This is a genomic window from Pseudomonas frederiksbergensis (genome assembly GCF_001874645.1).
GTDB lineage: Bacteria > Pseudomonadota > Gammaproteobacteria > Pseudomonadales > Pseudomonadaceae > Aquipseudomonas > Aquipseudomonas frederiksbergensis_B.
Map to the genome: position 1 here is coordinate 2412438 of NZ_CP017886.1, position 13562 is coordinate 2425999.

Annotated in this window: 8 protein-coding genes; 2 read left to right on the forward strand and 6 right to left on the reverse strand. The window is 60.6% G+C overall.

Features of this window, described 5'->3' with window-relative positions:
• Positions 1-295 precede the first annotated feature (295 nt).
• From BLL42_RS11780 to glnE, 6 genes are all read right to left on the reverse strand, one after another.
• On the reverse strand, positions 296-1735 hold the full coding sequence (locus tag BLL42_RS11780; RefSeq protein WP_071552247.1) for a lipopolysaccharide kinase InaA family protein: 1440 nt from the start codon (positions 1733-1735) through the stop codon (positions 296-298).
• The gene (rfaP, locus tag BLL42_RS11785; protein WP_071552248.1) at positions 1735-2541 is read right to left on the reverse strand and encodes a lipopolysaccharide core heptose(I) kinase RfaP; all 807 of its coding nucleotides are present in this window, start codon (positions 2539-2541) and stop codon (positions 1735-1737) included. The genes BLL42_RS11780 and rfaP overlap by 1 nt, the downstream gene beginning before the upstream one ends.
• A complete protein-coding gene (locus BLL42_RS11790) occupies positions 2541-3662 on the reverse strand; it encodes a glycosyltransferase family 4 protein (protein ID WP_071552249.1) in 1122 nt (373 codons plus the stop codon). The genes rfaP and BLL42_RS11790 overlap by 1 nt, the downstream gene beginning before the upstream one ends.
• Complete coding sequence (gene waaC / locus BLL42_RS11795; RefSeq protein ID WP_071552250.1) at positions 3662-4723, reverse strand: lipopolysaccharide heptosyltransferase I; 1062 nt, start codon at positions 4721-4723, stop codon at positions 3662-3664. The genes BLL42_RS11790 and waaC overlap by 1 nt, the downstream gene beginning before the upstream one ends.
• A gap of 1 nt (position 4724) precedes the next feature.
• Positions 4725-5759, reverse strand: a complete 1035-nt coding sequence (waaF, locus tag BLL42_RS11800; protein WP_071552251.1) for a lipopolysaccharide heptosyltransferase II — start codon at positions 5757-5759, stop codon at positions 4725-4727.
• A gap of 136 nt (positions 5760-5895) precedes the next feature.
• On the reverse strand, positions 5896-8835 hold the full coding sequence (glnE, locus tag BLL42_RS11805) for a bifunctional [glutamate--ammonia ligase]-adenylyl-L-tyrosine phosphorylase/[glutamate--ammonia-ligase] adenylyltransferase (RefSeq protein ID WP_071552252.1): 2940 nt from the start codon (positions 8833-8835) through the stop codon (positions 5896-5898).
• A 382-nt stretch (positions 8836-9217) separates the two neighbouring features.
• Between glnE and aceE the strand changes: the two genes are divergently transcribed.
• A complete protein-coding gene (gene aceE, locus BLL42_RS11810; protein ID WP_071552253.1) occupies positions 9218-11863 on the forward strand; it encodes a pyruvate dehydrogenase (acetyl-transferring), homodimeric type in 2646 nt (881 codons plus the stop codon).
• 11 nt (positions 11864-11874) lie between these two features.
• The gene (gene aceF, locus BLL42_RS11815) at positions 11875-13488 is read left to right on the forward strand and encodes a dihydrolipoyllysine-residue acetyltransferase (protein ID WP_071552254.1); all 1614 of its coding nucleotides are present in this window, start codon (positions 11875-11877) and stop codon (positions 13486-13488) included.
• The last annotated feature ends 74 nt before the right edge of the window (positions 13489-13562 follow it).

Sequence of the window (13562 nt, forward strand, 5' to 3'; positions counted from 1 at the left end):
GGGGTTGGCGCGCAGCGCCGTACGGCGCAGCCGGACACATCGAGAGGAGGTCGTCGCGCAGCAGACCGTAGGCGATGCCCCCTGATGGACACCGGAGTGAGGGGACGCCGAGCCTAGGCGAGGTGCCGTACGCTCGGGGCGAAGACTTTTGCTTACTTTTCGTCGTTTGGAAAAGTGAGGCGCCGTAAGGGCGAAACCCTAAGCGGCCGTTACCGCAGAAATGGATATGTACACCTGCGAAAGACAGGTCGGCTGTCAGGCCGCCAGATCAAAAGATCGCAGCCTGCGGCAGTTCCTACGCCCCCTTGGGCAAACGCTGATCAATCACCTGATACAGCGCACTGCTCTGAGGCCAGTTACGCATAAACCGCGCCCGATCCCGCGCATACGCCGGAGCAAAACTACTGGCCGAACCGTGCTGACACATCGAATCCAGGTCAATCAACGACCAGCGATCCCTGTCCCAAAACAGGTTATGGCCCTTGAAATCCCCATGACTGATACGCTCGCGAATCAGCTCGGCAAACAAGTGATCCAGCGCCAGCAACTCAGCTTCAGGCGCATTACCACTCTCAACGAACGGCGCGAAACGCTCAATGATGTCCGGCCCCGCCAAGTATTCGGTAATCAGATAAGCCCGACTGCGCAGCCAGAAAAAACGCTTCTCCAGTAGCGCCAAGGGTTTCGGCGTAGCAATGCCGAGGAACACCAAGCGATGACCCTCGCGCCATGAATGCCAGGCCCGGCTCGGGCGCCAGAAGCGTTTGAGCCAATGGGCAAAACCCTTGATGTTGTAGCGCTTGACCACCAGCGTCCGACCCGCCACTTCGACCTTGCCAACGCTCGCCGCGCCACCGGTCTTGTACAGATGCCCCTGATCAAGCAGGGCATCGGCCTGCGCCAGCACCGGCAGCATGATCGCCTCTTCCTCACGAGGAGTCGCGCGCAAACCGAACGCCCCGCGCTGCACACTGAACAACGTGCATTCGCGGCCGACCTTGATCAGAAAGTCTTTCAAACGCCAGCTGCGGACTTTGTTGACCTGCTTCTGCAACGCTTCCAATGGCAAGGCATGCTCGCCGTTGCTCAGCAGGTAATACACCAGCAATTCTTCGGTGAACGGCTCAAGCGACTTCGGCAACTGGGCAAAAAATACCCCTAGGTTTTCCAGAACCTTCTGCCGGGACAGCGGCTGACCAGCCTGCTCAACACGAATACCCGCACCGTCGATCAAGTACAGATGGCCGTCGTGGCGCAGCAGATTGTCCAGGTGCAAGTCTTCCTGCCACAGGCCCTTGCTGTGCAATTGACCGATGGCGGCCAGCGCCTCGGCCAACACCGCCGTTTGCTCGTCCGCCAGCGCCGGCAGCGCTTCGACCTGCTTCCAGGCATCGCCGAGGCTCTCGGCGCCTTCAAGAAAATCGAACAGCAACCAGCCACCCTCGCCGTCCTTCAGGCCATCGGCCAACAGCATCGGTGTAGTCAAGCCTTGAGCGGCGAGCAAACGTACGCCGTCCAGCTCACGCTGAAAATGCCGCGCCGCCTTGCTGCCCACCAACAGTTTGGCCAGCACCGGACGCCCGCGCCAAACAGCGGCGCCCACGTAACGCTGCCCCGGCAAAACCCGCAGCACGCTGAGCAGTTGCAACTGCGCCGGGCCTGCGGCGTCCGCCAACTCGATACTCAATGGCAAGTTTGGTGTGCGACCGGCACCCTTTAATTCAGACAAACGCATCAAAGCGCATCTCCATAGCGCTGCTTGCGTTCATAAAGTTTGTTGGCCTTGCCCTCGAGCCACGCCAGCAACGCAGCCTCTTCACGCAGAACCTGGCGTAGGGGTTGCTGGAAGTAGCCTTTGAGGAAACGCAGCTTGTCGCGACGCGTCAGACCGATATCCAGCGCCGAGAAATACAACGCCGCCAGATCCTTGTCACGCCAGCGTTTGGTGATCGCCCGGCGGGTCTGGGCACGGTGCAAATCGATTACCGAAAGCTTGAAATCGTCGGCCGTCACCGGTTTATCGGTGTGCAGCAGAAAGTGGCAGATGTAGCAGTCGCGGTGGTTGACCCCGGCGCGGTGCATCATGCCGGTCATGCGCGCCACTTCGGCGATCAGCGCACGCTTGAGTTCTGGTTCCGGCGGCTGCTTGACCCAATCGATGCTGAAGTCTTCCAGGCTGACGGTCGGCGCCAGCTCTTGCGTGACGATGAACGAGTGCTGGTCCGCCGGGTTGCTGCCGCGCTCGCCGTAAGCAACGGCGGTCATGGTCGGCACACCGACTTCCTGCAAACGCTGGATCGCCCGCCATTCCTGACCGGCACCGAGTACCGGCAGCTTGGCGGTGAGCAGATTCTTGAAGATCTCGCCCCAGCCAATGCCCCGGTGAATCTTCACAAAGAAGCCGTCCCCGGCCACTTCGGTGCGCAGGGTACGGCGAGCTTCGAGCTCACGGTAAACCTCGCCCTTCAGGCCTTCGACTTCGGTGAACGCATCGCGTCCGGCCCAAAGGCTCTTGAACGGTTCGGCAAGAATCAACTTCATCAGTGTTGCTCCGCCAGAATCACATCCGCCGCGTGCTGCGGCATGCTGTAGAGATCGGCCGTGTCGGCGAAGGCCAGGCCATTACGGCTCCAGGCCGCACGCGCTGCGTCGTCGCTCAACATGGTCGTCAGGTACTGCGTGAGTTGCGCCTGTTCGAACGGCTCATCCAGCACCAGACCGCTGTCAGCCTCGGCGATGTAATGCGCATAACCGCACACCGCACTGACCAGCACCGGCAAACCGGCCACCAGCGCTTCAAGCAATACCGTCCCGGTGTTTTCGTTGTACGCCGGGTGGATCAACAGGTCGGCGCCGAGCAGGAAACGCGGGATATCGCTGCGCCCCTTGAGAAACTGCACGCTATCGCCGAGCCCCAACGCCGCACTCTGTAACTGGAATACTTTGGGGTCGTCCTGGCCAATTACAAACAGTCGGGTACGTTTACGCAGCTCCGATGGCAGCGCCGCCAGGGCCTTGAGGCTGCGATCGACACCTTTGGTCTTGAACCCGGAACCGATCTGCACCAGCAGTAATTCGTTGTCAGCGAGGGAAAATTCGCGGCGGAACTCAGCGCGAATTTCAGCCGCATTGGCCGGCGCACGACGGTCCAGGGCAATGCCTGGCGGCAGCAGATGAAAGCGCTCAAGCGGTGTGTCGTAATGCTTGATGAACAGCGGTTGCTGGACTTCGGAAATCATCAACACTTCGGTTTTCGCATCTTTGGCGAACACTGCGCGCTCGTACTCGGCGAAGTGCCGGTAGCGACCCCAGCGCCGATAGAGGGAATTACGCAGGGTCTGCGCCTTGTCCTCGAAGCAGCCATCAGCAGCGTAGTAGACGTCGAGCCCCGGCATTTTGTTGAAGCCAATCAGCCGGTCCACCGGACGCTTGGCCAGGTCGGCTTCCATCCAGGCACTCAGCTTTTCGTTACGGCGATGGTTGAAAATCGCCTTCACCGGCGCCACCAGCACTTCGAAACCCGGCGGCACATCGCCTTCCCAGATCAGCGTGTAGACGCGGATCTGATGCCCGCGCTGCTGGCATTCCAGGGCGATGCGCATGAAATCGCGCTGCAATCCGCCAAACGGAAAATATTTGTAAAGGACAAAAGCCAATTGCATCAGCGCAGCTCCTCAGCCAGTAACAACGTGCTTAACCGGCTCGCGACACGCTCGGGGTTCAGGCGAGTGAAGCACAATGGCCACTCGCGCTTGAGATCAAACCGACGCTGATCTTCAGCGGTCGGCTGGTAAGAACATTTCTTTTGCAGGCACGGCGCACACGGGAAGTTGCTCGCCAGGTGCACCTGGCTTTTGCCATAGGCACCGGTCAGGCCTGGATTGGTCGGGCCGAACAGCGACACCGTCGGCACGTCCAATGCGGCCGCCAGATGACCGAGCCCCGTGTCCACCGCCACGCAGGCTTGTGCACCGGCCAGCACCTTGGCGACGCCGGCCAGGTTCAATTTGGGCAGCACTTCAGCATTACGCAGGCCCTTGGCGATGCGCTCAGCGCGGGCCTTCTCGACCGGGTTGCCCCACGGCAGTTTCACCGCCATGCCAAGGTGCCCCATGCGTTCAGCCAACTCACGCCAATAAGCTTCCGGCCAGTGCTTGGTGTCCCACGTAGTGCCGTGCAGGAACAGCACGTAAGGATTCTTGCGCGGCAGTTCGACCAGCCGCTCAACGCTCAGGCCATAGTCGCCCAACCCTTGCGGCAGGTCGTAGCCCAGCGCCACGGCGAACAGCTGACGCAGTCGTTCCACTGCATGTTGCCCACGGGCGACCGCTAGGCGTCGGGAATAAAACCGCGCAGCGATTGGCTCACGGGCAGAGTTTTTGTCCAGCCCGGCCACCGGCGCGCGGACGTAACGGGTCAGCCAGGCGCTTTTGAGCAGGCCCTGGGCATCGATCACCAGATCGTATTTCGTGGTGCGAACGCTTTGCTTGAAGCGCTTCCACTCGCCGCTCTTGATGGTTTGCCAGATGTTCTTGCGCCAGCGACGGATCGCCACCGGCATCACCTTGTCGACAGCCGGGTGCCAGGTCGGGATCTCGGCGAAGCCTTCTTCCACCACCCAGTCGAACTTGATGCCCGGGATCGCCCGTGCTGCGTCGGTCAACGCCGGCAACGCATGAATCACATCGCCCAACGAAGAAGTCTTGATCAACAGTACCCGCAACTTAACGGACCTCGACCGGAGCGCCTTGCAGGCGTTCTAGAGCTTCGTTCACCGGTTGCGGCGCGAGCTGGCGCAAGCAGTTGTAATGGCCGAAACGGCAGGTGCGATCGAAACACGGGCTGCACTCGATACCCAGACGAACGATCTCGACCTTCTCGGCCAGCGGCGGCGTGAAGCCCGGCGACGTCGAGCCATAGACCGCCACCAGCGGACGGTTCAGCGCTGCCGCAACGTGCATCAGGCCGGAGTCGTTGGACACCACAGAATCGGCGCAGGACAGCAAGTCGATGGCCTCGGCCAGCGAAGTAGCCCCGCTGAGGTTCACCGACTCTTCACGCAGGCCCGGAATCAGTCGTGAGCGAATGTCTTCGCCGACCGCGTGATCGTTCTTCGAACCGAACAGCCAGACTTGCCAGCCTTCGCGGATTTTCGCTTCGGCGACCTTGGCGTAGTGCTCCGACGGCCAGCGCTTGGACTCGCCGAACTCGGCACCCGGGCACAGCGCCAGCACCGGACGATCAAGGGCCAGATCGAACTTGGTCAGCGCAGTGTCGCGGCTGGCCGGGTCGATTTGCAGGCTCGGGCGCGGATACGGCTTGGGCAACTCGGCGCCAGGCTCATAGGCCAGCGCCATGAAGCGCTCGATCATCAGCGGGTAACGCTCTTTATCGAGGGTGCGCACGTCGTTGAGCAGGCCGTAACGAAACTCGCCACGCCAACCGGTGCGTTTCGGGATGCCGGCAAAGAACGGCACCAGTGCCGATTTCAGCGAGTTGGGCAGCAGAATCGCCTGATCGTACTGGCCGGCCAGGGACTTGCCGATCCGCCGCCGCGTTGCCAGCTCCAGCACGCCGTGGCCGAGCGGAAAGCTCAAGGCCTGGCGCACTTCGGGCATCCGCTCAAGGATCGGCCGACTCCACTCGGGGGCCAGCACGTCGATTTCGCACTGAGGATGGCGCTGTCTCAGGCACTGAAAGAGTGTCTGCGCCATCACCATGTCACCGACCCAACTGGGCCCAACGATCAGAATTTTCATAGTTATCCACAAACGAGCGGGGAGGCATGACCAGTCTTCCTGGCGGCCTCCCCGTCTTATTTATCCAGGCTTTGTATGAGCAGTGTACGCCACTCGGTCATCCTGCATTTTCTGCTCCCTGCCTGATCTCATCCTTTTAGCTCAAGCCAAGCCCCGCCCAAATCCGTAAAACCTCTCGACGCTCGGCCACGAACTGGTCTCCCGGAATCACCCCGGCCTCATTCTGCAGGGCCTGGCGGTGAGCGGCGGCGCGGTAGGTCTTGTAGGACTCACGCAGCAGACTGGCGTCTTCGGTGGGCATCAACCCGACCTCCTCCAGACCTTCCAGTATGCGGATGTTATCCGTATAGCGGAGCAGCGAAGGGTGCGCGTCAGACCACGCCAAAGCGGCGTATTGCACCATAAATTCAATATCGACGATACCTCCGGCGTCCTGCTTCAGGTCGAATGGCGCAGTCGCTTCGAAGGCATTGGGCGCGGTCCCGGCAGCGGTGCCCTTGCTCCCCAGGTTGTCGCGCATCTTGGCACGCATCTCACTGACTTCCTGGCGCAGCTTGGGCAAATCGCGTGCACGACCCAGAACCTTCGCCCGGACTTTTTCAAAGGACTGGCCGACATCCTGACTGCCGACCAGCACTCGCGCCCGCACCAGCGCCTGATGTTCCCAGGTCCAGGCTTCGTTTTCCTGATAACGCTCGAACGCCCCCAGCGAACTGACCAACAGCCCCGACGCGCCGGATGGACGCAGACGCATATCGACTTCGTATAACTGGCCGGAGTTGGTCTGGGTGGTCAGCAAATGGATGATCCGCTGCCCCAGCCGGGTAAAGAATTGCGCGCCGTCGATCGGTTTCGCGCCGTCGGTTTCCGCCTGCGGATCACCATCGTGGATGAACACCAGGTCCAGGTCCGAACCATGCCCCAGCTCCAGGCCGCCAACTTTGCCATAACCGACAATGACGAAACCCGGGGCGCACAAGGTGCCGTCGGTACGCTGTGGCGAGCCGTACTTGGCGACCGTCTGGCGCCAGGCCAGGGTCAACACTTGCTCCAGAATGGCTTCAGCGAGCCAGGTCAGGTAGTCGCTGACTTTCATCAGCGGCAGGCTGCCGGCAATTTCCGAGGCCGCCACGCGCAGGCGGTGCGCCAGCTTAAAGTGCCGCAAGGCTTCCATCTGTTGTTCGAGATCATCCTCAGGAATACGCGTCAACCGCTCGCGCAATTCGGCGGCCAATTCCGGTGCCAGCGGTGGCTTGAACAGTCGCCCTTCGTTAAGCAATTCGTCGAGCAGCAGGGGGAAACGGGTGATCTGCTCGGCAATCCACGGGCTGGCCGCGCACAAGGTCAGCAGGCGCCGTAACGCACCGGGGTTCTCGGTGAGCAGCACCAGGTAAGCCGAGCGCCGAGCCACCGCTTCAACCAACGGCAACACACGCTCGAGCACCAGGTCCGGGTTGGCGTGCTCCACCGCTTGCGCCAGCAAACGCGGAATAAAGGCGTCGAGCCGTTCGCGCCCCAGACGTTGCATCGCCCGCAATTGCGGACTGCTGCGCAGGCTGGCAAGCGTTTTCAGGGCCTTGGGCGCATCGACAAAACCGCCTTCCTCCAACTGTCGGCAGGCGGCCTCTTCATCTTGGGCTTCTTCCCAGAGCGGCAGCCACTCACCGCCGACCACCACTTCGCTCTCCTCACCTTCCTCGTCATCCGGGTCAGCGATCACTTGACGGAAGTGCCAGTCGACCCGGCCGCGCCAATACATCAGTTGCTCATGAAATGCCGTCCAATTGGCAAAGCCCAACATAAAGGCAATGCGCGCCTGATCCTGCTCGCCATGCGGGAGCATTTGCGTCTGCCGGTCGGCAATCGCCTGGATCGCGTGCTCGGTGTAGCGCAGGAATTCATAACCTTCACGCAGCTCGCCAATCACTGCCGGCGGCAGGTAACCCTGCCCTTCCAGCGTGCTGAGGACTTTTAATAGCGGGCGCTGCTGCAAACTCAGGTCGCGCCCCCCGTGAATCAGCTGGAAGGCCTGCGCGATAAATTCAACTTCACGGATGCCGCCGGAGCCGAGCTTGATGTTGTCGGCCATGCCTTTGCGCCGGACTTCCTGCTGAATCAGCTGCTTCATGGTGCGCAGCGCTTCGATCGCCGAGAAATCCAGATAACGCCGATAAACGAACGGTCGCAGCATGTCGAGCAACTGCGCGCCCGCCACCTGGTCACCGGCCACCACCCGCGCCTTGATCATCGCGTAACGCTCCCAGTCGCGACCCTGATCCTGGTAGTACTGCTCCAGCGCGTTGAAACTGAGCACCAGCGCGCCGGACGAACCATACGGCCGCAAGCGCATGTCGACGCGGAATACAAAACCGTCGACGGTCATCGGGTCCAGCGCCTTGATCAGCCGTTGCCCCAAACGAATGAAGAATTCCTGGTTATCCAGCGCACGCTTCACGCCAACCGTTTCGCCGCCTTCGGGGTAAGCGAAGATCAAATCGATGTCCGACGACAGGTTGAGCTCCACCGCGCCAAGCTTGCCCATGCCGAGGATGACCATTTGCTGCGGTTCGCCGCTGCGCCGCCCGGTGGGTGTACCGAACTGCTGGCAATGGCGCTGATACAACCATTGATAAGCCTGATCGATGCTTGCGTCGGCCATGTCCGAGAGGTCGCGGCAGGTCTGGATCAGATCGGCTTGGCGGGTCAGGTCGCGCCAGATGATCCGTACTTGCTGGCGGTTGCGCTGACGGCGCAATACGCGACCCAATTCATCCTCGGTAGTGGTCACCTGCACAGCGGCTGCGATCTGCGCGCACAACTCACCGGCGGTGAAACTTCGGTCGAGTTCGCCGGACCGCGCAAGCTCAAGCAACATCAAAGGGTCACGCAGACTCTGTTCAATGACAAAATCGCTGGCCGCAGTCACTCGGGCAAACGCTGCCCAGCGCTCTGGCGACCAGGTCGACAGGCCATGATCATCGTCAAACAGGGCAACCGTGGCACGGAACGACTGCTCGGCGCGGCTGACAAACGGGAGGAGAATGGCCGGCAGTTCGGCAAGCGAAGGAAGGCTCATGGTCTATCCTTGATCGGCGTGGAAAGGGCTGTCTGTAGTGAACGCATGAAATGCACTACGCAAAGGACTGTCGAACAAAAGTTAGAAATAGCTGAAATTTTGGTTTTTTTGGCAGCCAGCATCAAACTTCCACCTATCTCGGTTAGCTAAAGACCAACAGTAACGATTATTCTCACAACGAAGCAGGAGGCCACACGCCAGTCTTCTGTAGTTTTACTACTCGTATATACATTCGAAAGGCTGAAATGGCCGACGATTTGTAGTAAAACTACACGCCGCCGAATCAACCTCCGGCATTCCAAGAATTTATAACGTCTGCCCACAAGGCCAGTCGCTAACTCAGGCAACCGATTCTGGAAGCCTTTCCGCCCTGGAGCAAGCCATGCAAGACCTCGATCCCGTCGAAACCCAGGAATGGCTGGACGCCCTGGAATCGGTTCTCGACAAAGAAGGCGAAGACCGTGCTCACTATCTGATGACCCGTATGGGCGAACTCGCGACCCGCAGCGGCTCGCAACTGCCCTACGCCATCACTACGCCGTACCGCAACACGATCCCCGTTACCCACGAAGCACGCATGCCTGGCGACCTGTTCATGGAACGCCGCATTCGCTCGCTGGTACGCTGGAACGCGATGGCCATGGTTATGCGTACGAACTTGAAAGATTCTGACCTGGGCGGTCACATCTCCAGCTTCGCCTCCAGCGCAACCCTGTATGACATCGGCTTCAACTATTTCTTCCAGGCCCCGACCGACGAACACGGCGGTGACCTGATCTACTTCCAGGGTCACACCTCGCCAGGCGTTTACGCCCGTGCATTCATGGAAGGCCGCATCACCGAAGACCAGATGAACAACTTCCGTCAGGAAGTCGACGGCAACGGTCTGTCGTCCTACCCGCACCCGTGGCTGATGCCTGATTTCTGGCAGTTCCCGACAGTATCGATGGGCCTTGGCCCGATCCAGGCGATCTACCAGGCACGCTTCATGAAGTACCTGGAAGCCCGCGGCTTCATCCCTGAAGGCAAGCAAAAAGTCTGGTGTTTCCTGGGCGACGGCGAGTGCGACGAGCCGGAATCCCTGGGCGCCATCTCCCTGGCTGGCCGCGAGAAGCTGGACAACCTGATCTTCGTCATCAACTGCAACCTGCAGCGCCTTGATGGCCCGGTTCGCGGCAACGGCAAGATCATCCAGGAACTCGAAGGCGTGTTCCGCGGTGCTCAGTGGAACGTGACCAAAGTCATCTGGGGCCGTTTCTGGGACCCACTGCTGGCCAAAGACGTCGACGGCATCCTGCAACGCCGGATGGACGAAGTCATCGACGGCGAGTACCAGAACTACAAGGCCAAAGACGGCGCGTTCGTGCGTGAACACTTCTTCAACTCGCCAGAACTCAAGGCGATGGTTGCCGATCTGTCCGACGACGAGATCTGGAAACTCAACCGTGGCGGCCACGACCCGTACAAGGTCTACGCGGCGTACCACGAAGCGGTCAACCACAAAGAACAACCGACCGTCATCCTGGCCAAGACCATCAAGGGTTATGGCACCGGCGCCGGCGAAGCGAAGAACACCGCGCACAACACCAAGAAAGTCGATGTCGACAGCCTGAAGTTGTTCCGTGATCGTTTCGACATCCCGGTCAAGGACGACGAACTGGAAAACCTGCCGTTCTTCAAACCGCAAGAAGGCAGCGCCGAAGCCCGTTACCTGAGCGAGCGTCGTACCGCCCTGGGTGGTTTCGTACCTCAGCGTCGCGCCCAGAGCTTCAGCATCCCGACGCCGCCACTCGATACCCTCAAGGCTATCCTGGACGGCTCGGGCGACCGTGAAATCTCCACCACCATGGCCTTCGTGCGGATCCTCGCGCAACTGGTCAAGGACAAGGAAATCGGCCCACGCATCGTTCCGATCATTCCGGACGAAGCCCGTACCTTCGGCATGGAAGGCATGTTCCGCCAGTTGGGCATCTACTCGTCCGTCGGCCAGCTCTACGAGCCAGTCGATAAAGACCAGGTGATGTTCTACCGCGAAGACAAGAAAGGTCAGATTCTCGAAGAAGGCATCAACGAAGCAGGCGCCATGAGTTCCTTCATCGCTGCCGGTACTTCGTACTCCAGCCACAACCAGCCGATGCTGCCGTTCTACATCTTCTACTCGATGTTCGGCTTCCAGCGTATCGGTGACCTGGCCTGGGCCGCCGGCGACAGCCGTACCCGTGGTTTCCTGATCGGCGGCACCGCCGGCCGGACTACGCTGAACGGCGAAGGCCTGCAACACGAAGACGGTCACAGCCACATGCTGGCCGCCACCATCCCGAACTGCCGCACCTTCGATCCTACCTACGGCTATGAGCTGGCGGTGATCATCCAGGACGGCATGAAGAAGATGACCGAAGAGCAGCAGGACGTTTTCTACTACATCACCGTGATGAACGAGTCCTACCAGCAGCCAGCCATGCCGGCCGGCGTGGAAGAAGGCATCATCAAGGGCATGTACCTGCTCGAAGAAGACAACCGCGAAGCGGCACACCACGTTCAACTGATGGGCTCCGGCACCATCCTGCGTGAAGTCCGTGAAGCGGCGAAGATTCTGCGTGAAGAGTTCAACGTCGGCGCTGACGTGTGGAGCGTTACCAGCTTCAACGAACTGCGTCGCGATGGTCTGGCCGTAGAGCGCAGCAACCGTCTGCACCCTGGCCAGAAGCCTAAGCTGAGCTACGTCGAAGAGTGCCTGAACGGCCGTCAAGGTCCGGTCATCGCGTCCACCGACTACATGAAGCTGTTCGCCGAACAGATCCGCCAGTGGGTTCCGTCCAAGGAATTCAAAGTGCTGGGCACCGACGGTTTCGGCCGCAGCGACAGCCGTAAGAAACTGCGTCATTTCTTCGAAGTCGACCGTCATTTCGTGGTGTTGGCAGCCCTTGAAGCACTGGCTGACCGTGGTGACATCGAACCTAAGGTGGTGGCTGAAGCCATCGCCAAGTTCGGTATCAACCCGGAAAAACGCAACCCACTGGACTGCTGAGGAGACACTCTGTGAGCGAACTCATTCGCGTACCTGACATCGGCAGCGGTGAAGGTGAAGTAATTGAATTGTTGGTCAAGGTCGGTGATCGCATCGAAGCTGACCAAAGCCTGCTGACACTTGAGTCGGACAAGGCGAGCATGGAGATTCCGGCCCCCAAGGCCGGCGTCATCAAGAGCCTGAAAGTGAAGCTGGGCGATCGCCTGAAAGAAGGCGACGAACTGATGGAACTGGAAGTCGAGGGTGCCGCTGCGGCACCTGAGGTTCCGGCTGCCGCTCCTGCACCTGCACCTGTTGCACCGGCACCTGTTGCTGCTCCAGCGCCAGCCGCTGCACCGGCTGCGGCCACCGTTCAGGACATTCACGTCCCGGACATCGGCTCGTCGGGCAAGGCCAAGATCATCGAAGTATTGGTCAAGGTTGGCGACACCGTTGTGGCTGATCAATCGCTGATTACCCTTGAGTCTGACAAGGCCAGCATGGAAATCCCTTCGCCGGCTGCCGGCGTAGTGGAAAGCATCGCGGTCAAACTCGAAGACGAAGTCGGCACTGGCGACTTTATCCTCAAGCTGAAAGTGGCAGGGGCTGCAGCACCGGCTGCACCAGCACCAGCTGCGGCTCCAGCACCAGCTCAAGCGGCTGCACCTGCCGCTGCGGCACCTGTTGCAAAAGCCGAGGCCGCTCCGGCGCAAGCTCCAGCGCCAAGCGGTGCCAAGGTTCACGCAGGCCCGGCGGTTCGTCAGCTGGCCCGTGAATTCGGCGTCGAGCTGAACGCGGTGAGCCCAAGTGGCCCACACGGTCGCGTGCTCAAGGAAGACGTGCAGGTTTACGTCAAAGCCATGATGCAGAAGGCCAAGGAAGCTCCAGCCGCAGGCGCAACCGGCGGTGCCGGTATCCCGCCGATTCCGGTCGTGGACTTCAGCCGCTTCGGTGAAATCGAAGAAGTGCCGATGACCCGCCTGATGCAGGCTGGCGCCGCCAACCTGCACCGCAGCTGGCTGAACGTGCCTCACGTGACCCAGTTCGATTCGGCTGACATCACTGAGCTGGAAGCTTTCCGTATCGCGCAGAAAGCCGTGGCCGAGAAGGCTGGCGTCAAGCTGACCGTGCTGCCACTGCTGCTCAAGTCCTGCGCGCACCTGCTCAAGGAGCTGCCGGACTTCAACAGCTCGCTGGCACCAAGCGGCAAAGCGATCATCCGCAAGAAATACGTGAACATCGGCTTCGCCGTCGACACCCCTGAAGGCCTGCTGGTACCGGTCATCAAGAATGTCGACCAGAAGAGCCTGCTGCAGCTTGCGGCTGAAGCGGCTTCCCTGGCTGAAAAAGCCCGGACCAAGAAGCTCTCGGCGGACGAGATGCAAGGTGCCTGCTTCACGATTTCCAGCCTCGGGCACATTGGCGGCACCGGCTTCACGCCGATCGTCAATGCGCCGGAAGTGGCGATCCTCGGTGTTTCCAAGGCAACCATCCAGCCAGTCTGGGACGGTAAAGCCTTCCAGCCGAAACTGATGCTGCCACTGTCGCTGTCCTACGATCACCGTGTGATCAACGGCGCCGCTGCCGCACGCTTCACCAAGCGTCTGAGCGACCTGCTGGGCGACATCCGCACCATTCTGCTGTAAGACCGGGCGGCCTTCCTCCACCGGAGGGCCACTCGTGCTCCACGTTTCCGAGCGCCACGCTCGTACCTCAACCC